The following is an 18,986-nucleotide window of genomic DNA, read 5'->3' as shown; positions in this document are numbered from 1 at the left end:
CACGGGCGGGCGCTATCCGCTCGGTCCCGCGCCCTTGCGGCGCCGCGCGACAATGGACGGTGGCCCACCCGCGAGGGGAGCCACCCGACCGTACGAGGAGGAGAAGACATGGCGGAGCCCACGCCGCGTCGGAACGAGCCGCGGCTACGCCCCGCGCCCCTGCTCTTCGAGCCCGAGGAGGCGGCCTCCGACCCGGAACACTTCTTCGACCTGGAGTCGATCGACGACCCGCGGGCACTGCTCACGCGGGCGACCGAGCTGGCTCAGGCGTTCCGCGCGGCCACGGACCGCGCGGTGGAGTACCAGGCGATCGCCGCCGCCCAGCTCGCCGATCCGCGCCGCTTCGACCGGCTGACCCCGGCGGCCATCGCCGAGCGGGCGGAGTGGACCGAGGACTACGCGAAGAAGATGGTGGAGTTCGGGCAGGACCTGCTGCGGGGCGCCGAGTCGAGCGGCCCCGAGAGCCTGGGCTGAGCGTCCGCCGCACCGACCGAATGATCTTCTGGCATATGCGGCGGCACGATACTCTGCCCGGGCCTTCGCCGTCCCGGTTTTCCGCGACTCTCGGAGACGGACCCCTCACACCCGGTACATCTGACGGTCATGAGCAGTCGACTGCCGTTCACCGAGCCTTTCCGCCCCACCTCGGAGGGGGCCGCCTGGCTCGCCTCCGCAGGAACGTATCCGCGTAGCACGGCGGCGCACTGGGCGGAGCGGCCCGCCGCCCCGGTCGTGCTGCCCTGCGGCACCGCGTTCGACGTCGTGAGCGCCCCCGCGATCTTCGGGCGGCTCATGCTCGACCGGCTCTGGGGCGAGGGGCCGGGCTCCGGGCCGGTCGCCGAGCACCGGGGGCGCATGCTGCTGTTCACGGCCCCCGGCACGGCCCGGCGGCTGGCGGCGCTGCTGGACTGGGAGGAGTGGGGCGGCCGCACCCCCGTGGTGCCGCCGCTGCTGTGCCATGGCCCCGGGGACGCCGTCACCGTGCCCGGGAGCAGCCCCACCGCCCCCGCGGCCGGCCCCGGCAGCCGCCCGGAGTCCCGCTGGCTCGTCGCGCCCGACACCCGTCATCCCTGGCTGCCCGGGCCGGAAGTCGTCCTGTGGGCGGCGGTCCGGGCGGCCCGGGCAGCCGCCTCCTCTGCCGTACGGATATCGATTTTTCCTCCCGCCGACCAGGATGCTAAGGTCTACGACGTCAGCAGGCGCCGCTAGCTCAGTTGGTTAGAGCAGCTGACTCTTAATCAGCGGGTCCGGGGTTCGAGTCCCTGGCGGCGCACGATGGCGATGGCGATTCGTGTTCGCGGAAAGCGCGAACGGGGTCGCCATCGTTGTTTTTGCCCGGCTCCGCCACGCGCTGTGGGGGCTGCGCCACCCACACCCCCCACACCACACCACGGGAACCGCCCGTTCCCACGGGCGCCCGTGCTCGCGGACAGCGCGAACCGTAGGAACCGCCCGCCCCAACGCCTCACTGTCGAGTGATCCGCACCGTCCACGCGCCCGTGGCCGTGCGGTCCTCCACCTCCACGCGTACGCCGTCGCCGGGCACGGTGAAGCTCTCTCCCACGTCCACGGGCGCGTCCGCCAGGGCCGGGTACACCGAGGTGTTCCAGCAGGCCGAGGAGTGCGGATGGGCGTCGAGGACCTCGATCGGGCCGCCGCCCGACGCCGTGTCGCCATGGACGCGATAGACGAGAACCCCTTGGGTGCAGGTCGCACTGTCGTTCCCCGTGGCATCGCGCGCCTCCAGGGCGAGCACACTGTCGACTCCGGTGCGTACGACCGCCAGTTTGGTGCCGTGCCCGGACCCGAACGCCTGCACTCCGGGCCCGAGGGGCCGCGCCCCCGCCGCCCCGGAGTCCGAGGGCGAGCCCGCGTTCACCGCCACCTCCCGCACTCCCTGCTCTCCCGCCCCCAGCGGCTCAAGCGTCACCCGTTTGCTCCCCCTTCCCCGCACACACACCACCTGGCGGTCGTCCAGCCAGCCCAGTTTCCACTTGTGCCAGGCGAAGAGATCCGGGGCCAGGCCGAACTGGCTGCCCATGAGATCCCAGTCGCCGACATAGGTGTCCCAGTCGCCCTTGCCGTCCACCGGCCGGTGGTAGAGGTCGGGCAGATCGAAGACATGCCCGGTCTCATGGGCGAGCACCAGCCGGTCCGGCGGGTGCTTCTCGAAGACCGTGACCACCCGGCGGACATCCGTGCCGTCGGCCTGCAGCGGGGTCTCCAGATTGACCACCTTCGTGGCGTCCGAGTCGATGCCGGGCGCGTCCGGGTCGGCCACGAAGTACACGACGTCGTACCGCGAGAAGTCGACCTCCTTGTCGGTCACGGCGAGCGCGTCGTGCAGATACGCGCTCCGGTGATCGGGGTCCCAGTCACGCTGTACGCCGTACGAGACGGAGGGCTGGGGCATCCGGATCCAATGGTCCAGCGGATGCGGACGCACCGTGAACCGGCCGTAGGAGGCACGGTCGAAGAAGCGACTGGTGGCCGGGAAGTAGTCCGAGGTCAGCTCGGCCGGCGTGGTCGTCGGCACGGAGTCCGGGAAGGACAGGAAGACCAGGACCGCGTTCAGAGGCCGGTCGGGCCGCGTGTAGGCGGCGTTCCAGGTGTCGATTCCCTCCGAGTGGTGTGCCTCGCTCCGGGTGAGTTCGCACGGCGCGTCGAGGGAGCCGACGAGCGCGGGGCCCGTGACGAGCGAGGTCGCGACCAGCGCCGTCATCGAGGTGGCCGCGGCCACGGTTCGACGCACGACGAAGGGCGTCCGCCCCCGGACACGTGGCCGCAGAGCCTCGTGGCTGAACCCCCTGCTGGGGAGCGGACGCGGCACGTCGACCTCCGGGTGCGATTCGGGCAACTACGCACCCAGCCTTGTCTTACTTGTATTACTACGTCCTGTTTGTCTGCCCCAGAAGGGTGAGAGGCCGTCAGCCGGGGGAAAGGCCAGAAGGGAAACCGCGACGGCCGGGGGAGGGGCAGTGCGGGTGGGAGCACACACCGGCGCACGAGCGCCGAGGGGGCGCCGACATGGGCCGACGCCCCGAATACTCACGGAACGTCACACTCGAAGGCGGCCTGATGGACCGGGGCAAGGTGCGAGCAGAAACGATCTGTCAGACCATGTGCTCGTTCCGGGAGACTGGACAGCGGCTGGAAGGCCCCTGGACCAGCCTCTATGATCGGCACACTTTCCTGCACGAACACGGCTTGTGCGGCCGCACCCCCAGCGGCCGTCGACCCCGACGAGACCCACGAGATCCGTACGTAGAACGAGTGCACTGCGGGAGCGAGCGGTGAGCGGAATGTCCGAAGGGCAGGCGCCCGCGGCAGACCTCGTCGGCCCGGCCGTCACAGAAAGTCACGACAGCGCGTCATCCGGTACATCTGAGCCACCGCCCCTCCTCGGGGCGTATCCACTTCCGCCTCCCGCGGACGCGCTGCCGCAACCGGGCGCCTCCGCCTCTCCGCCATCTGCCTCCCCGCCATCCCCCGCTCTGCCGTCCCCCGTCCCGCAATCCCCGTCCTTCGGCGCCGTGTTCGCCGCCGCGCCGCACGCCATGGCGGTCGTCGACCGGGAGGGCCTGGTGGTCACCGCCAACGACACCCTGGGCGAGCTGCTCGGCACCGGCGGGCTGGCCGGCAGGGTCGCCGCCGACCTGCTCGATCTGTCCTCCGACGCCCGCACCTGGCACGCGTACCGTGAGGTGCTCCGCGGCCGTCAGGCCCGGCTGCGCTGCGCGCGCCGCCTCAAGCACCCCGACGGGCACTCGCTCTGGGTGCAGGTGACCGTCACCCCGCTGCCCGAGGCCGAGAGGGCCGTCCTGCTCTCGGTCTCCGACATCAGCGCGCGCCGTGAACTGCAGTCCCGGCTGCGCCACTTGCAGATGCACGACCCGGTGACCCGGCTGCCCAACCGGACGCTGTTCTTCGAACGCCTGTCCGCCGCACTGGAGGCGGAGTCGTACGAGGAGAGCGGGACCGGCCGGATCGGGCTGTGCTACCTCGACCTCGACGGGTTCAAGGCGGTCAACGACACCCTCGGCCACCGCGTCGGCGACCGGCTGCTCGCGGCCGTCGCCGAGCGTCTGACGCACTGCGCGGACGAGGCGGGGCACAACCGGGCCGTCACTCCCCTGGTGGCCCGGCTCGGCGGCGACGAGTTCGCCCTGCTCGTCGAGGACTCGACGGGCACCGACCAACTCGCCGAGCTGGCCGAGTCGGTGCTCAAGTCACTTCAGGCGCCGTTCGACCTGGCCGGGCAACGGTTGTCGGTCTCGGCGTCCATCGGTGTGGTGGAGCGGCACGCGGCCGGGACCACGGCGACCGGTCTGATGCAGGCGGCCGACACGACGCTGTACTGGGCGAAGGCCGACGGAAAGTCCCGCTGGACCCTCTTCGACCCCGAGCGCAACGCCCACCGTATGACCCGCCAAGCCCTGTCCTCCGGTCTGCGCCCGGCCATCGAGCGGGGCGAGTTCGCCCTGGAGTACCAGCCCCTCGTGGGTATGGAGGACGGACGGGTGCGCGGTGTGGAGGCGCTGGTGCGCTGGCACCACCCGCAGTTCGGCACACTGACGCCGAATCGGTTCATCGGACTGGCGGAGGAGGACGGCTCGATCGTCCAGCTCGGGCGCTGGGTGCTGAAGACCGCCTGCCGCCAGGCCCGTCGCTGGCAGCTGGAGCGCCCCGACGAGCCGCCGCTCTTCGTCAGTGTGAATGTGGCGGTGCGTCAGGTGTGGGACTCCGACCTGGTGGCGGACGTGGCCGGAACCCTCGCGGAGACCGGCCTCGCCCCCCGTCTGCTGCAGTTGGAGCTGACCGAGTCCGCGGTGATGGGCTCGGCCGGCCGGCCGCTGCAGGCGCTCCAGGCGCTCAGCGACATGGGAGTGCGCATCGCCATCGACGACTTCGGCACCGGCTACTCGAACCTCGCCTATCTCAGCCGGCTGCCGGTGTCCGTGCTGAAGCTGGACGGTTCGTTCGTCCGCGGTTTCCAGTACGAGGGCTCGGACACCCACCCCAACCCGGCCGACGAGGTCGTCGTCGAGGCCATGATCCGGCTCGCCCACCGGCTGGGCCTGACGGTCACCGCGGAGTGCGTGGAGACCTCCGCGCAGGCCACCCGGCTGCGCCGGATCGGGTGCGACACCGGGCAGGGCTGGCTGTACTCGCGGCCCGTGTCGCCGGACCGTATCTCGGAACTGGTGGACGCGGAGGCCTGCGGCCATTCCTGACCGGCGGGGCCGCCGCCCGCGTAGGACGGCAACCCGCCGCGCTCAGGAGACCAGCATCCTGCCGCGCTCAGGCGACCGGCAACCCGTAGGCGTCCGCGATCAGTTCGTACGAGTGCAGGCGCAGGTCACCCGTGTGGGCGTGGGAGGTGATCATCAACTCGTCGGCGCCGGTGCGCTTCTGAAGGTCGTCGAGGCCGGCCCGCACCTCGTCCGCGGTGCCGTGGACGACGTTGGCGGACCAGGACTGGATGAACTCCTCCTCCATCGGGCTGAGCGTGAGCGTCTCGGCCTCCTCCGGGTCGGGGAAGAGGCCGGGCCGGCCGGTGCGCAGCCGCACCATGTTCAGGGCACCTGCCCGCACCTGACGGCGGGCCTCCTTCTCCTCGTCGGTGGCGAGCGCGCTGACGCCTATCAGGGCGTAGGGGGCGTCGAGGACCTCGGAGGGGCGGAAGGAGTCGCGATACAGATCCAGCGCCGGGATGGTGTTCTGCGCCGAGAAGTGGTGGGCGAAGGCGAAGGGCAGACCGAGCATGCCGGACAGCCGGGCGCTGAAGCCCGAGGAGCCCAGCAGCCAGATCGGCGGCCGGTGCGGGGACTGGACGCCGCCCGGGGTGGTGGCCTGGACCGGGCCCGGGATCGCGTGGATCCGGGCGTAGGGGTGGCCGTCCGGGAAGTCGTCGTCGAGGAAGCGGGTCAGCTCGGCGAGCTGCTGGGGGAAGTCGTCGGCGCCCTCGTTCAGCCGGTCGGTGCGGCGCAGGGCGGCGGCGGTGGCGCCGTCGGTGCCCGGGGCACGGCCGAGACCGAGGTCGACCCGGCCGGGGGCCATGGCCTCCAGTGTGCCGAACTGCTCCGCGATGACGAGCGGGGCGTGGTTGGGCAGCATCACACCGCCGGAGCCGAGCCGAATGCGCTCGGTGTGGGCGGCGAGGTGGGCGAGGATGACCGCGGGCGAGGAGGAGGCGACGCCCGGCATCGAGTGGTGTTCGGCGACCCAGTAGCGGTGGAAGCCGCGGGACTCCGCGAGACGGGAGAGAGCGACGCTGGTGCGCAAGGCGTCGGAGGCGGTGCTGCCCGCTCCGACCGTGACCAGGTCCAGTACCGAGAGGGGGACGGGGGCGGTGCCCTGCGCCGTGCCTCGGATCTCGTCCACCGGGGTGCCTCCTGTGTTGTACGTGGCGTCTCCACGGCCACAACAGGAGGCAGTCCCCGGTTATTCCCGCCGACCGCGTCCGCCGGCCCCGGACCGCCCCGACCGTCACACCTGGACGACCGGTTCCTTGGTGAACAGCGACCCCAGGGCCGGCGCGTTCACCCGGCGGTCCACTAGACGCAGGGCCTCCCACATCGTGACCTGGTTCGCGGTGAGGACCGGTTTGCTCAGCTCCTTCTCCAGCTCCGGGAGATAGGCGGCCGTGTGCAGGGCGGTGTCGGGGAGCAGCACCGCCTGGGCGTCGGCGTGATCACCTTCGCGGGCCAGCGCCAGCACCTGAGCCGCGCCCCAGGTGCTCACCTCGTCCGGGGCGGCGCCCACGCCGTGCACCGACACCACCTCCACGCCCCCCGCCCGCAGGAACCCCGCGAACAGCTCCGCCAGGGTGTCCGGACAGGTCGCCGCGACCGCCACCCGTCGCGCCCCGATCTCCTGCAGCGCGTGCACGAACGCGAAGGAGGTGCAGGAGGCCGGCATCCCGGCGGCGAGCGCCAGGGCGCGCACCTGCTCATGGGCCCCCTCCCAGCCGTGGGCGAAGCTGCCGCCGGCGCACGCCCACACCACCGCCTCGACACCCGCGAGCCGCAGCTCCTCGACACCGGCCGCGAGCCGCCGCGGTACGCCGCTCTCCGGCCGCTCGGCCGCCGCGGGGAGGGCGCCCCGGCGCAGGGCCTCCCTCAGCTGCGCCTCCTCGGCGTCGTCGGTGTGCACGAGGTCCGCCCGGATGTCGCTGCCCAGCAACTGCTCCATGCGTGGATAGTCGTCCTCGGCGTAATGGCCCGGGTAGAGAAATCCGAGTGCGGTCATGCCCAACCTTCCTGTTCTTCCGGCGGTACGGGTCCCGGTGCCGCCTCCTTCGGCGTGGTCCGAGACGGGCCCATGACCCGGGTACCCAGGTGACCCGGGGCCCTCTCCTCCCTCACCCGGTTGGCTGAGAGGCGCCGGGTCGCGCGCGGCCCCCGGGTGCCGGGGCCGGGGCCCGGGACGGTCGTACCGGACGGCGTCTTCCGACCCTGTTGACGGCGCCGGTACCGGGTGCGACCGTGGTCAATCCGCGCATGTCAGACGCCGGACCGGCCGTCGGCCCGCCGCCGCCGAAGGGAGAAACGGCTCCCGTATGACGCCTTCCCCGCCCGGCCGTCCCACTCTGCTCGTCCTGGACGCCGATCCGCCGCCCCGGCTCGGCCGGCTCACCGGACGGGCGCGGATCGAGCACGCGGACGCCTCCACGCTGGCCGAACGGCTGCCGGCCGCCGATGTGCTGCTGGTCTGGGACTTCCCCACGGACGCGGTGCGCGAGGCCTGGCCCGGCGAGGGTCCCCGGCCGCGCTGGGTGCACACGGCGAGCACGGCCGTGGACCATCTGATGTGTCCCGAACTCACCGCGTCCGACACCGTGGTGACCAACGCGCGCGGGATCTTCGAGCAGCCCGTGGCCGAGTACGTGGCCGGGCTCGTCCTCGCGCTGGCCAAGGACCTGCCCCGCACCTGGGATCTGCAACGGGGCCGGGAGTGGCGGCCGCGCGCGGTGACGCGGGTGGCGGGCACGCGCGCGTGCGTGGTCGGCTCCGGACCGGTCGGGCGTGCGATAGCCCGTACGCTCAAGTCACTCGATGTCACGACATCGGTCGTGGGCCGCGTCCCGCTCACCGGCATCCACGGTCCCGCCGATCTCGACCGGATGATCGCCCGCGCCGACTGGGTGATCGCGGCGGCGCCGCTCACCGACCGGACGTGCGGCATGTTCGACATCCGCCGTTTCGGGGTGATGCAGCCCTCGGCTCGCTTCATCAACGTCGCCCACGGCGCGCTGGTGGACGAGGAGGCGCTCGTCGCCGCGCTGTCGAAGCGATGGATCGCCGGGGCGGCCCTTGATGTCCTCCGGCAGGAACCGCTCCCTGCGGACAGCCCGCTGTGGCGGGTCCCGGGCCTGCTGCTGTCCCCGCGGATGAGCGGCAACACGGTCGGTCTGCACGACGAACTGGGCCGCCAGTTCGTGGAGTTGTACACACGCTGGGAAGCCGGGAAGCCGCTGCCGAACGTGGTCGACAAGCGACGCGGCTACGTACCCGGCCACTGAGCCGCTCAGCCGTCGGCCCGGCACGGCAGGCCCCGCACCGAAAAGAGTCGGCCTGAATACCTCGCGTGGTCCGGGGTAGCCGCGCGCCCATGGCCGCACCACGGACGCATCACACAGGGAAACCGGTATCCACCAGACGGTCGCTGCTCGCCGGCCTCGCCGCGTTCGGCGCGCTGGGCTCCGTCGGCTGCAGCCGAGTGGCCGAGGCGTCGGGCAGCCGCGGCGGGGATCTGCTCGGCCGGCTCAGGGCCCAGGGCGTCGTCCGCCTCGGTATCGCCGGCGAGATCCCCTTCGGCTACATCGACAAGGACGGCCAGCTCACCGGCGAGGCCCCTGAGCTGGCGAAAGTCGTCTTCCGCCGACTCGGGGTCGACCGGGTCCAGCCCGTACCGACGGAGTTCGGCTCGCTCATACCCGGGCTCAACTCGCAGCAGTTCGACGTCGTCTCCGCGGGGATGTACGTCACTCCGGACCGCTGCCAGCAGGTCGTCTTCGCCGACCCCGACTACCAGATGCTCGACTCCTTCATCGTGCGCAAAGGCAATCCGAAGGGTTTGCACGACTACCGGGACGTCGTCGAGAAGAAGGCGAAACTCGCCACCGGCACGGGATACGCCGAGATCCAGTACGCGGTGGAGGCCGGTTACAAGGAGAGCGACCTCCTCATCGTCCCGGACCAGGTCGCGGGTCTGAACGCGGTGGAGGCGGGCCGCGTCGACGTGTTCGCCGGTACCGCCCTGACCACGCGCGAGGTCGTCAAGAAGTCCCGTGCGGCCGAGTCCACGAAGCCCTTCACACCCCTGGTGAAGGGCAAACCGCACGTCGACGGCGGCGCGTTCGCCTTCCGGCGCACCGAGACCGCGCTGCGGGACGCCTTCAACGCCGAGCTGAAGAAGATGCGGGCGAGCGACGAACTCTTCCGCGTCCTGCGGCCGTTCGGCTTCACCCGGGCCGAGATGACGGACATGACCGCGAAGGAGCTGTGCCGCGGATGACCACGGGCCTGTGGGAACTCGTACTGAAGGGCGTCTGGACCACCATTCAGCTCCTCGTGTTCAGCGCGCTGCTCGCGACGGCCGTCTCCTTCGCCGTCGGCATCGCCCGCACCCATCGCCGGTGGGTCGTCCGCTTCGTCGCCGGCTTCTACACCGAGGTGTTCCGGGGCACCTCCGCCCTGATCATGATCTTCTGGGTGTTCTTCGTGCTGCCGCTCGCCTTCGGCTGGCAGCTGGTGCCGATGTGGGCGGGCACTCTCGCCCTGGGCCTGACCTACGGGGCCTACGGCGCCGAGATCGTGCGCGGCGCCCTGAACTCCGTCGACCCGGCGCAGCGGGAGGGCGGGATCGCGCTGAGCTTCACCCCCTGGCAGCGCATGCGCAAGATCCTGCTGCCGCAGGCGGTGCCGGAGATGATCCCGCCGTTCTGCAATCTGCTGGTGGAACTGCTCAAGGGCACCTCGCTGGTCTCCGTCATGGGCATGGGTGACCTGGCGTTCAGCGGCAACCTGGTGCGGCTCGCACTCCAGGAGAGCGCGCAGATCTACGCGTACGTCCTGGTCATCTACTTCGTGATCGCCTTCCTGCTGACCCGGCTGATGCGGAGCCTGGAGCGCCGGCTCAAGGCCGGGGCGGGCAGGGCGGCACAGCCGGAAGTCTCTGTTCCGCAGCCCGTCGGAGGTGGTGTCTCGTGACCTGGGACTGGGGCGCCGTCAGCGCCTTCATGCCGCAATTCCGGGACGGCCTGCTCGTCACCCTCGAGGCGCTGGCGCTCGGCTCGCTGATCGCCTTCGCCCTGGGTCTGCTGTGGGCGCTGCTGATGCGCACGCCGACCCGCTGGGTGACCTGGCCGGTGGGGATCGTGACCGAGTTCATCCGCGACACCCCGCTGCTGGTGCAGCTGTTCTTCCTCTTCTACGTGCTGCCCGAATGGGGGCTCGCCTTCTCCGCGCTGACCACCGGTGTCGTCGCGATCGGCCTGCACTACTCGACGTACACGATGCAGGTCTACCGGGCCGGCATCGACGCCGTGCCCGCCGGTCAGTGGGAGGCCGCCACCGCGCTGAGCCTGCCGCCGCTGCGCACCTGGGGGGCGGTGATCCTGCCGCAGGCGATCCGCCGGGTCGTGCCCGCGCTCGGCAACTACGTCATCGCGATGCTCAAGGACACACCGATGCTGATGACGATCACCGTCCTCGACATGCTCGGCGAGGCGCGGCTCTTCTCCCAGCAGCACTTCCAGTTCACCGAGCCGCTCACCGTCATCGGTGTGGCCTTCGTCCTGATCTCCTATCCCGCCTCTCTCCTCCTGCGAGCCCTGGAGCGCCGTCTTGTCCGCTGACACTCCCCTCATGAAGGAACCCGACGCCCACGCCGAGGAGCCGGCGGCCACCGGCGAGCTGATCCGCTTCGAGGGGGTCACCAAGCGCTTCGGCCACCACACGGTCCTCGACGGACTCGACTTCTCGGTCGAGGCGGGCCGGCACGTCACGCTGATCGGCCCCTCCGGCTCCGGGAAGACCACGATCCTGCGGCTGCTGATGACCCTGGACCAGCCCGACGAGGGCACGATCACGGTCGGCGGGCAGCGGCTGTTCCCGGCCGATGAGAAGCAGGTCCGGGAGATCCGCAAGAACATAGGGATGGTCTTCCAGCAGTTCAACCTGTTCCCGAACATGAAGGTGCTGCGCAACGTCACCGAGGCGCCGGTGGCCGTCCTCGGGCTGCCGAAGGACGAGGCGGAGCAGCGGGCGCGGGAGCTGCTGGATCTGGTGGGGCTCGGCGACCATCTCGACAAGTACCCGAGCCAGCTCTCCGGCGGCCAGCAGCAGCGCGTGGCGATCGCCCGGGCACTGGCGATGCGCCCGCAGGTGCTGCTGCTCGACGAGGTGACGTCGGCGCTCGACCCGGAGCTGGTCGCCGGGGTCCTCGACGTCCTGCGGGACATCGCGCACACCACGGACATCACCATGCTCTGTGTGACCCACGAGATGAACTTCGCGCGCGACATCTCGGACCGCATCCTGATGTTCGATTCCGGCCACGTCGTCGAGGGGGGTGACCCGGAGAAGATCTTCAGCGCGCCCGAGCACTCCCGTACGCGGGAGTTCCTCAGCGCGGTGCTCTGATTACGGGAAGTGAACGCGGCGCTCCGGCCGGGCCGCACCGACCGGAGCATGACCTTGGCATATGCCAGGGTGACGCGTTCCTGCTGAGCGGGCCGCCGTCGGTAGAGAGTTCGTCAACACCCGCCCCCTGGGGTGCCCTTGAGCCTTATCGTGGAGTCAGCCAAGCTGTCCCGAGAATGGCCCAAAAAGCGCAGGGGGAGACCGTGGCGCTGACCCATGAGCCGACCGCTCCGTACCACTCGGCCCGGGACGCGCTGCGCGTCCTGGAGACGGTGGCGCGGCACTCCACCGGCGTCACCGACGCCGTACTGGCCCGCCTGACCGGCCTGGGCACCCAACGACTGACCCCCCTGCTGCGGATGCTGCGCCGGGAGGGGTACGTCGAGCAGACCGCCGACGGCGCGTACGTCACCGGTGCCGCCCTCAGCCGGCTGGGCTCGGCCCAGAGCCATGAGGAGGCGCTGCGCGAGAAGCTCCAGCAGACCCTGGACCAGCTGCGCGACTCGGTGGGCGCCGCGGTCTACATCAGCCGGTACATCGACGGCGAGGTGCGGGTCACCCAGTGCGCCGAGGGCCCGGCGACGCCCGCGGTGCACGAGTGGGTGGACTTCCGCTCCTCGGCGCACGCGAGCGCGGTCGGCAAGAGCCTGCTCGGGCAGCTCGACGTCAACGGCCGGCGGGACCATCTCGCCCGGCACAAGATGGCCCGGCTCACCTCGCGGACGATCACCAACGAGAAGCTGCTGCTGTCCCGCCTCGACGCCCATCCGCCGACGGTCCCGGTCCTCGACCTCCAGGAGTACGCGGTGGGCACGGTGTGCGCGGCCGTCCCGATCACCGCGGGCTCCTCGGTCGGCTGTCTGGCCCTGTCCCTGCCCGTGGAGCACGCGCACCGGCTGCGGCAGGCGGCGGACCGGCTGAACAAGGGGGCGGCTCCGGTACTGCTCTCCCTGGCGATCTGAAGGCGGTCACGACCACCCCTCGGGACCAGGTAGTATTTCTTTTGTCGCCGGACGCGAGAGCGAAGAGCGACAGAGTCTGCGCCGCTAGCTCAGTTGGTTAGAGCAGCTGACTCTTAATCAGCGGGTCCGGGGTTCGAGTCCCTGGCGGCGCACCATGGCGATGGCGGGTCGTGTTCGCGGAAAGCGCGAACCGGCTCGCCATCGTTGTTTTTGCGCGGCTCCGCCGCGCGCTGTGGGGGCTCCGACCCCCACACCACGGGAGCCGCCTGCCGGCAGCCCCCATCGCCGCCCAGCCGACCCCATCGCCGCCTTCGCCGAGGGGCCTACGGCATGCCCGCGAACGGGTCGTCCATCGCGGCGGCGGCGTGGTACGTGGCCATGAAGGCGACGCAGAACGCGACGATCACCGAGAGGAAGACCAGGGTCCCCACCGTGCCCGCCAGGGTCCTGCCCGGGGCCGGGGAGTGGGCGGTGGCGCGTTCGGGATGGGCCTTGGTGTAGTGGACGGGGACGATGTCGCCCTCGACCGTCGTCCTGGGGCCGCCCCTCTCCTCGAAGCGGACGGCGCGGCCCTCGCGGGTCGTGAACTCGTAGACGTGATGCAGCGTGGTGGTGGCGGTGGCGTCACCGTGACCGCCGCTGGTCGTCGTGTACGTCCGCAGACAGCGCGCCTCGGCGGTGAGCCCGCTGTCCCAGTTGCTCCTCAGCTGGAGCGCGCGGCCGATCACACGCGCCGCCATGGCCAGCACCCCGGCCATGATCAGGCCCGGCACCGCGTAGAAGAAGAAGTCCATGGTTCCCCCGAGTCCGGTACGGCTCCACGCACGCCGTCATGACCATGCCGACGTGCGTGGAACGTACCCGCCCGGACCGCCGGGGCTCCTCAAGCCAGGCTCAGAAATCTCCCCCGGCACGAACCCGGGACGGGGCGGTGCTCAGAACGTGACATCCGCGCACGAGTAGAACGCGTTGCCGGTGTCCGCGATCGTCCACACCCCGAGGATGATGTGGTGCCCGCTCAGCCCGGTCGGCAGGGTGCCGGTGTGGGTGAGCGTGGACGGCGGACGCTGACCGTTGTACGGAACCGTCAGGAACGGGGTGGTGTTGAGATCCGCCCTGGTCAGGGCGTGGTTCTGGTTCCAGCCCGGTGTGGTGACGTAGTACTTGAAGTCGGTCGTCGCGTGCGAGGCCGTGAACTGCCAGCGGAAGGTGTAGCTCTGCCCGCCGGTCACCTTGGTGGTCGGCCACGCCGTGCCCGAGGGCGTCCTCGGCTGGTCGAGCGCGCCGAAGTTGGTGTGGTTCGCCGAGCAGATCTGCCCGTCGCCGGGCCCCGCCGCCGGGAAGCCCTTCGGGCCCTCGACGCTCTGCGGTTCCCACTGGATGTCGCCGCAGCCGGAGACGATGCCGCCGTTCGCGGCGCACATCTTCTGCCGGCTGAGGGGCTGGTCGGTGTAGCCGTGAGCGCTGGCGCCACCGGTGGAGAGCACGAACGAACCCGCGGTGGCGAGGCCGACCACGGCCGCGTACCACTTCGCCTTTCTGGTCGTACGGATGCGCATGCTGCCGCTCCTAAGGATGTGGGGAGTTCCTCGAGCCGTGCGCGCGCGTTCAGGTCTAGACCAAGTCCCAGATTATGGCGGTGAGTTGTGCATGTCCATCCCCATCCCGATGCCGGTCCTCATCCGCCGTCGGCCGGACGTCCCGTGTAGAACGCGACCGTCAGGTCCTTCACCAGCGCCTTGCGTTCGTAGTCGTCGAGTTCGACCAGTCCCCGCATGGTCAGCCGGGTCACCGTGTCCTCCACCGAGTCCACGACCGTGGTGAGCACCGTGTCCCGGTGCTCGGCGTCGAGCGCGGCGATACGGCGGCGCTGCAGCCGCTCGGCGACCTCGGGCGCGTACTCGATCCGGGTCGGCTGCGCCGCGAACACCTCCAGCCCGGCCGGCTCCGCCTCCGCCGCCACCAACCGGGTCAGCGCGTCGCCGATCGCCTCGACATTGCGCAGACTCACCACGTCCTTGGTCGCGGACGCCTCCACCGGCACCTGCGGCACCACCCGCGCCAGCGCCGACTCCACGCACTCCCGCAGATAGGTCTGGTGGTCGTCGATGCCGAGCACGGCGCGCGCGGTGTCCTTGACCCGCCAGGTCACCAGTACGACCACCCGCAGCGCGACCCCGTTGGCGTCGACCGTGGGGATCGGCTCGCTGCGCCAGTGCCGCAGCCGGACATCGGCACGGTGGCGCACCACCAACGGGTTCACCCACATCAGGCCGGTGCGGCGGGCCGTGCCCCGGTAGCGGCCGAACACGCCGAGCACCCAGGCGTACCCCGCGCGCCCGCGCATCAGCCCGCTGAAGCCCAGCAGACCGAGCGCCCCCGCGCCGACGTACGCCGCCAACTGCGTGGGCCCGAGTCCCACGTCCGCGCTCGCCGGAAGCTCCAGCACCCGCATCGCGGCCGGCGAGAGAACACCCGCCCACCACGAGACGACCCCGCAGCCGCTCAAGCCGCCGAGCCCGGCCAGCACGCCGACCGACCCGGGCAGCACCCAGGCCGGCCGCTCGGCCAGCTCGGGATCGGCGGCCGGCACCCGCCGCGCCGGCTCGACGGGCGGACGCACGCACGGCTGCTCGCCGGTGCCGAGCCGGCGCCCCACCACGGTGGGGGCGACCGGCAGGGACACCGGTTCGGGGGCTTCCCGGAACAGCAGGTGGACCGGGATCTCGGTGGTCGACTCGCCGTGGATGAGCCGGGCCGACGAGGTGCCGGGATCGAGCGGCACCCCCTCGGGCTCCGGGGCCGGCGATGACGTCGTGTTCATACGTGCCTCCACCCTCCGCGCCAGGAGGTCTCTCGTACCGGGATGCGTCGAACAGCGGACCGGGAACAGGGATGGACCGGGGACAGGGACCAGTCGGGGGACAGGGACCGGTCGGGGACAGGGACGGGTCGGGGACAGGGACGGGTCGGGGACAGGGGACGGGCCGGAGACAGGGGGCGGGTCGGAGCGTCAGGAGAACAGCCGTCGCCAGGTCTCCGGCCCGGGGTAGCCGTCGGCCGCGGCCCCGCGCCAGCCCTGGGCGCGCTGGAACGCCTCGACATTGCGGCGGTCGGCCTCGGTCCAGCGCGGCCCCGGGCCGTGGGCGTAGTGCTTGCCGAACCCCTTCTCCAGCAGCTTCCGGCCCAGCCGGGTGACATCGGGGCCGACGGCACCCGGCCGGAAGGCGCCCCGGCCCGGATAGGCGAGCAGCCCCGCCGACTTCGGTGACCCCGCCGAGCGGCTCCCCGGCGGGGTCACCGGGGCCGGCCCGGGTGGGGCCCCCACGGGGGCCAGCGCCCGAGTGCTGCTCCTGCCGTCCGCGCCCGGGGGCGGGACCACCCCCGGGTGCGGGAGGCGGGACCGGCCGCGTGCGCCGAGCAGACCGCCGAGCTCGGCGACGTAGGAGTTGTCGGCGCCCGGGCCGACGGAGGCGAGACCCGGGATGCCCACCGTCGGCAGCGGCGCGCCACCCGCCCCGACCGGAGTGTTCTCGCCCTCCTTGGCGGCCTTGCTGTCCGCGACCCCCTTGTAGCGGTACGGCACATAGCGGCTGGAGTTGGACCAGTAGGCGTACGGGGTGGTCCTGCGACGGGCGCGCGGCGGGGTCTCCTCGTAGGCGGTGTAGTTCCGGTGGGTGTAGTCGGTCCAGCCGCCGAAGATGACGACGTGCGAGCCCTTCTCCGGGTTGTCGGCGTTGTGGAAGAGGAGGATGTCGCCGGGCTGCAGCTCGTCCTTGGCGATGCGGTCGCCGAACTGGTCCAGGCTGCCCGTCCACTCGTTGCTGCCGAGGTTCCAGGCCATGGAGACGAAACCGGAGCAGTCCTGCCGGTACCCGTCCGACCAGTAGTCGTCCATGCTGTACGGGACCTTGGCCGCGACCCACTTCTTGGCCCGGTTGATGATCGCGGCCCGGGTCGTCGTGGGCGTCGTCACCCCGCTCGGCATCACACCGGTGCCGTGCAGCGGTGTGATGCGGCCCTGCGGGGTGGCCGGCGGCTCCTCACCTGCCGGAACGATGGGCCAGGGGGTGTCGTGGACGATCGCGGGGACGGCCAGGGCCTGGTCCGGGACGGCGAGCACCGCGCCCGCGGCGGCGGCGAGTGCGAGGACCCCGCGGGCCGCCGGGCGCAGGGCCGGGCCGCAGGGGCGGGTGCGGTGGCCGGCACGGCGTCCGTGTACGCATCCGGGGCAGTCGCAGTCGCTTGTGGGATCGAATTCCTCGAATGCCGGAGTCTTCATGCGATTCCCCTCACACTCCCTGTCCGCACCCTGGTGAATTTGTCCTATTTATGTAAATGCGTCAGCTTTCCAACTGTCCACTCGAACCGCCTGTTGACGCCCCGAAAGGTGCATGGGGTGGCCGTCACTTGGGGGTACGGACGGCCGGACGGAGGCCCCGAGCGGGCGCCCGGTCGGGAGCACCCCTCGCCATCGGGTAGAGTTCTCCAGGTCAGCAGGCGCCGCTAGCTCAGTTGGTTAGAGCAGCTGACTCTTAATCAGCGGGTCCGGGGTTCGAGTCCCTGGCGGCGCACGACCGAAAGGGCCTCTCGCCACGGCGAGGGGCCCTTTCGTATGCGCGCACACCCGGGAAACATACGGATTGGCCGGTTACCCTCTGGCCATGGCGCGCGACCTGCAGGAGCGGATCAAGGAGCTCATCATCGACCGCCGGCTGCCCCCGGGCGCCGTGCTGCCGACCGAACCCGAGCTGATGGCGCTGCTCGACGCCGGCCGGAACTCCGTGCGCGAGGCCCTCAAGGCGCTCCAGGCGATGGGCATCGTCGACATCCGCCATGGCTTCGGCACCTATGTCGGCCCGATGTCACTGGCCCCGATGGTCGAGGGCCTCGCCTTCCGTACGGTCGCCGGGCACCACCGGGGCGAGGACAGTCTGCTGGAGCTGCTGGAGCTGCGTGAGGCCCTGGAGACGGGACTGGTCTCCCGGCTGGCCGGGCGGGTGCCGGTGCAGGACCTGGCCGAGCTGGACGGGCTCGTCGACCGGATGGAACAGCAGGCCGCGCGGGGGGTCGGTCTCGCCGAGACCGACCGCGCCTTTCACGCCACCCTCTACCGAGGGCTGGGCAATGTCCTGCTGAGCGAGGTCCTGGAGGCCTTCTGGGACGCGTTCCACCGCGTCCGCACCGCCCTGGTGGACGTACCGCAGGATCCTCGGGTCACCTGCCGGCAGCACCGGGACATCCTCGACGCGGTGCGGTCCGGGGACTCCATACGCGCGGAGGCGGCCATAAAGGAGCACTTTCTCAACATCCGCACACGCGTGACCTCAACCGCCCCAGAAGATTACGAGAAGCTTCCCAATGACCGGGTTTGAGTGGTAAACACCGCGTTTCGCTCTTGCGATCACGCCGGACACCGTATGACCCTGGGCTCCAAGGGACTGCCGGTGCACGGCAGTTGGGGGCTGAGCCCGGTTGCGCGCGCGAGGGCGGGAACCTCGCGCGAACGGATGTCGAGGGGGCGTCCAAGCAACCGGAAGATCGCGTTTCGCGCAGATTTCACGTGGCCGGCGCAGTGAAGCCGACCTGCCACGTTGTGTCCGCAATGGTCTAGGGGGGCCATGGCGGGACCAAGGACCGATGAACACACGCTCGCGTGCGTGCGGGGGGATGACTCATGACGTCGACGCCGACGGGTGCCCGCCAGGGCTTGCAACCGTCCGAGACGACCCGGCCCGGGACGCCGTCGCACCCGGCCGGCCACACCGGCGGCCTCCGCCGGACCGGAACGACACCGCCGCGCTACGACTACGAGCACTACAGCCGGCTGGCGGGACCGCTCACCGAGCCGGATCCGGCCCGGCCGTAGCGGGTCCGCTACCGCTCACTGCTCCCCCAGGAGCCGCACCGCGCCCCCGCCGCCCTCATGCTGGGTGCGGCGCCGCTGCTGTCGCTGGTCCTGCTCGTCTGGCTGCTCCGGCCCGAGCACTGGACCCGGATCGGGGGTGCCCTCCTTCACGGGGGCACCCCCGAGGTCATGTCAGGGGTGTGACGCACGGCTCAATTTAGTTCTTAATTCAACTTCTTTTTCAGAAATATCTTCTGCGTCAGATTGATTGATGACGACGCCCCACACGGGACGAACGGAAGAAGAGAAGGAAGCCGCCATGTTCGACATCGCCAACGTCCACGCCGCTCCCAGCCCGGACCTGCTCACGCCCGACAACTCGGTGATGCTGTTCGTCGACCACCAGCCGCAGATGTTCTTCGGCACCGGCAGCGGCGACCGCACCGCGATCATCAACGCCACCGTGGGCCTGGCCAAGGCCGCCAAGGCGTTCGACGTCCCGGCCGTCCTGACCACCGTCGCCGCCGA

The 18,986-nt window shown here is 71.1% G+C and carries 17 protein-coding genes, 3 tRNA genes and 2 pseudogenes; 15 read left to right on the top strand and 7 right to left on the bottom strand.

Annotated elements, in window-relative coordinates; all coding sequences use genetic code 11:
- The first annotated feature begins 108 nt into the window (after positions 1-108).
- The 3 genes from AB0L95_RS13955 to AB0L95_RS13945 all read left to right on the top strand — a co-directional run bounded on the left by AB0L95_RS13955 (position 109) and on the right by AB0L95_RS13945 (position 1,273).
- On the top strand, positions 109-474 hold the full coding sequence (locus AB0L95_RS13955; RefSeq protein ID WP_355904171.1) for a hypothetical protein: 366 nt from the start codon (positions 109-111) through the stop codon (positions 472-474).
- Positions 475-603: 129 nt separating this feature from the next.
- The gene (locus tag AB0L95_RS13950) at positions 604-1,209 is read left to right on the top strand and encodes a bifunctional DNA primase/polymerase (RefSeq protein WP_365161528.1); all 606 of its coding nucleotides are present in this window, start codon (positions 604-606) and stop codon (positions 1,207-1,209) included.
- Positions 1,200-1,273: transfer RNA gene (locus AB0L95_RS13945), tRNA-Lys, on the top strand. The genes AB0L95_RS13950 and AB0L95_RS13945 overlap by 10 nt, the downstream gene beginning before the upstream one ends.
- A gap of 192 nt (positions 1,274-1,465) precedes the next feature.
- Here the strand turns inward: AB0L95_RS13945 and AB0L95_RS13940 are convergent.
- On the bottom strand, positions 1,466-2,830 hold the full coding sequence (locus AB0L95_RS13940; protein WP_365161904.1) for a M6 family metalloprotease domain-containing protein: 1,365 nt from the start codon (positions 2,828-2,830) through the stop codon (positions 1,466-1,468).
- A 463-nt stretch (positions 2,831-3,293) separates the two neighbouring features.
- Here AB0L95_RS13940 and AB0L95_RS13935 point away from each other — a divergent pair, with 463 nt between their 5' ends.
- On the top strand, positions 3,294-5,234 hold the full coding sequence (locus tag AB0L95_RS13935; RefSeq protein WP_365161526.1) for an EAL domain-containing protein: 1,941 nt from the start codon (positions 3,294-3,296) through the stop codon (positions 5,232-5,234).
- A 67-nt stretch (positions 5,235-5,301) separates the two neighbouring features.
- Here AB0L95_RS13935 and AB0L95_RS13930 read toward each other — a convergent pair whose 3' ends face one another.
- Complete coding sequence (locus AB0L95_RS13930; RefSeq protein WP_365161524.1) at positions 5,302-6,384, bottom strand: LLM class flavin-dependent oxidoreductase; 1,083 nt, start codon at positions 6,382-6,384, stop codon at positions 5,302-5,304.
- 105 nt (positions 6,385-6,489) lie between these two features.
- Positions 6,490-7,251, bottom strand: coding sequence for a decarboxylase (locus AB0L95_RS13925; RefSeq protein ID WP_365161522.1), 762 nt, complete (start codon positions 7,249-7,251; stop codon positions 6,490-6,492).
- Between the two features lie 310 nt (positions 7,252-7,561).
- Here AB0L95_RS13925 and AB0L95_RS13920 point away from each other — a divergent pair, with 310 nt between their 5' ends.
- The 7 genes from AB0L95_RS13920 (at position 7,562) to AB0L95_RS13890 (ending at position 12,765) form a co-directional block, all read left to right on the top strand.
- Positions 7,562-8,524 carry a D-2-hydroxyacid dehydrogenase gene (locus AB0L95_RS13920; protein ID WP_365161520.1) on the top strand — a complete coding sequence of 321 codons (963 nt, stop codon included), beginning with the start codon at positions 7,562-7,564 and terminating at the stop codon, positions 8,522-8,524.
- 89 nt (positions 8,525-8,613) lie between these two features.
- Positions 8,614-9,519 (top strand): ectoine/hydroxyectoine ABC transporter substrate-binding protein EhuB, encoded by a 906-nt coding sequence (gene ehuB / locus AB0L95_RS13915; protein WP_365161518.1) that lies wholly within the window; start codon positions 8,614-8,616, stop codon positions 9,517-9,519.
- Positions 9,516-10,214 carry an ectoine/hydroxyectoine ABC transporter permease subunit EhuC gene (gene ehuC / locus AB0L95_RS13910; RefSeq protein ID WP_365161517.1) on the top strand — a complete coding sequence of 233 codons (699 nt, stop codon included), beginning with the start codon at positions 9,516-9,518 and terminating at the stop codon, positions 10,212-10,214. Before ehuB ends, ehuC begins: the two co-directional genes overlap by 4 nt.
- A complete protein-coding gene (ehuD, locus tag AB0L95_RS13905) occupies positions 10,211-10,861 on the top strand; it encodes an ectoine/hydroxyectoine ABC transporter permease subunit EhuD (RefSeq protein ID WP_365161515.1) in 651 nt (216 codons plus the stop codon). Before ehuC ends, ehuD begins: the two co-directional genes overlap by 4 nt.
- 10 nt (positions 10,862-10,871) lie before the next feature.
- Positions 10,872-11,648 (top strand): ectoine/hydroxyectoine ABC transporter ATP-binding protein EhuA, encoded by a 777-nt coding sequence (gene ehuA, locus AB0L95_RS13900; protein ID WP_365161513.1) that lies wholly within the window; start codon positions 10,872-10,874, stop codon positions 11,646-11,648.
- Between the two features lie 203 nt (positions 11,649-11,851).
- Entirely contained in the window at positions 11,852-12,610 is a 759-nt protein-coding gene (locus AB0L95_RS13895; RefSeq protein WP_365161511.1) for an IclR family transcriptional regulator C-terminal domain-containing protein, read from the top strand.
- Between the two features lie 78 nt (positions 12,611-12,688).
- Positions 12,689-12,765, top strand: a tRNA-Lys gene (locus tag AB0L95_RS13890).
- A gap of 168 nt (positions 12,766-12,933) precedes the next feature.
- On the opposite strand, the gene AB0L95_RS13885 is transcribed toward AB0L95_RS13890, so the two are convergent.
- The 4 genes from AB0L95_RS13885 to AB0L95_RS13870 all read right to left on the bottom strand — a co-directional run bounded on the left by AB0L95_RS13885 (position 12,934) and on the right by AB0L95_RS13870 (position 16,892).
- Positions 12,934-13,404: a DUF3592 domain-containing protein gene (locus tag AB0L95_RS13885; RefSeq protein ID WP_365161510.1), complete on the bottom strand. Its 471-nt coding sequence runs from the start codon at positions 13,402-13,404 to the stop codon at positions 12,934-12,936.
- Between the two features lie 141 nt (positions 13,405-13,545).
- Positions 13,546-14,169, bottom strand: coding sequence for a lytic polysaccharide monooxygenase (locus tag AB0L95_RS13880; RefSeq protein ID WP_365161508.1), 624 nt, complete (start codon positions 14,167-14,169; stop codon positions 13,546-13,548).
- A 119-nt stretch (positions 14,170-14,288) separates the two neighbouring features.
- Positions 14,289-15,434, bottom strand: a complete 1,146-nt coding sequence (locus AB0L95_RS13875) for an SPFH domain-containing protein (RefSeq protein ID WP_365161507.1) — start codon at positions 15,432-15,434, stop codon at positions 14,289-14,291.
- Positions 15,435-15,623: 189 nt separating this feature from the next.
- The gene (locus AB0L95_RS13870) at positions 15,624-16,892 is read right to left on the bottom strand and encodes a peptidoglycan-binding protein (RefSeq protein WP_365161505.1); all 1,269 of its coding nucleotides are present in this window, start codon (positions 16,890-16,892) and stop codon (positions 15,624-15,626) included.
- Positions 16,893-17,110: 218 nt separating this feature from the next.
- On the opposite strand from AB0L95_RS13870, the gene AB0L95_RS13865 reads away from it, so the two are divergent.
- The 4 genes and pseudogenes from AB0L95_RS13865 to AB0L95_RS13850 all read left to right on the top strand — a co-directional run.
- Positions 17,111-17,184, top strand: a tRNA-Lys gene (locus AB0L95_RS13865).
- Between the two features lie 90 nt (positions 17,185-17,274).
- A complete protein-coding gene (locus AB0L95_RS13860; protein ID WP_365161503.1) occupies positions 17,275-17,985 on the top strand; it encodes a FadR/GntR family transcriptional regulator in 711 nt (236 codons plus the stop codon).
- Between the two features lie 302 nt (positions 17,986-18,287).
- Positions 18,288-18,605: pseudogene (locus AB0L95_RS13855) on the top strand (glycosyl transferase); the annotation flags it as partial.
- Between the two features lie 172 nt (positions 18,606-18,777).
- A pseudogene (locus tag AB0L95_RS13850) lies at positions 18,778-18,986 on the top strand (hydrolase); the annotation flags it as partial.

The sequence above is a fragment of the Streptomyces sp. NPDC052036 genome, from assembly GCF_040680495.1.
Taxonomy (GTDB): domain Bacteria; phylum Actinomycetota; class Actinomycetes; order Streptomycetales; family Streptomycetaceae; genus Streptomyces.
This window is presented reverse-complemented; position numbering and strand designations above follow the sequence as displayed.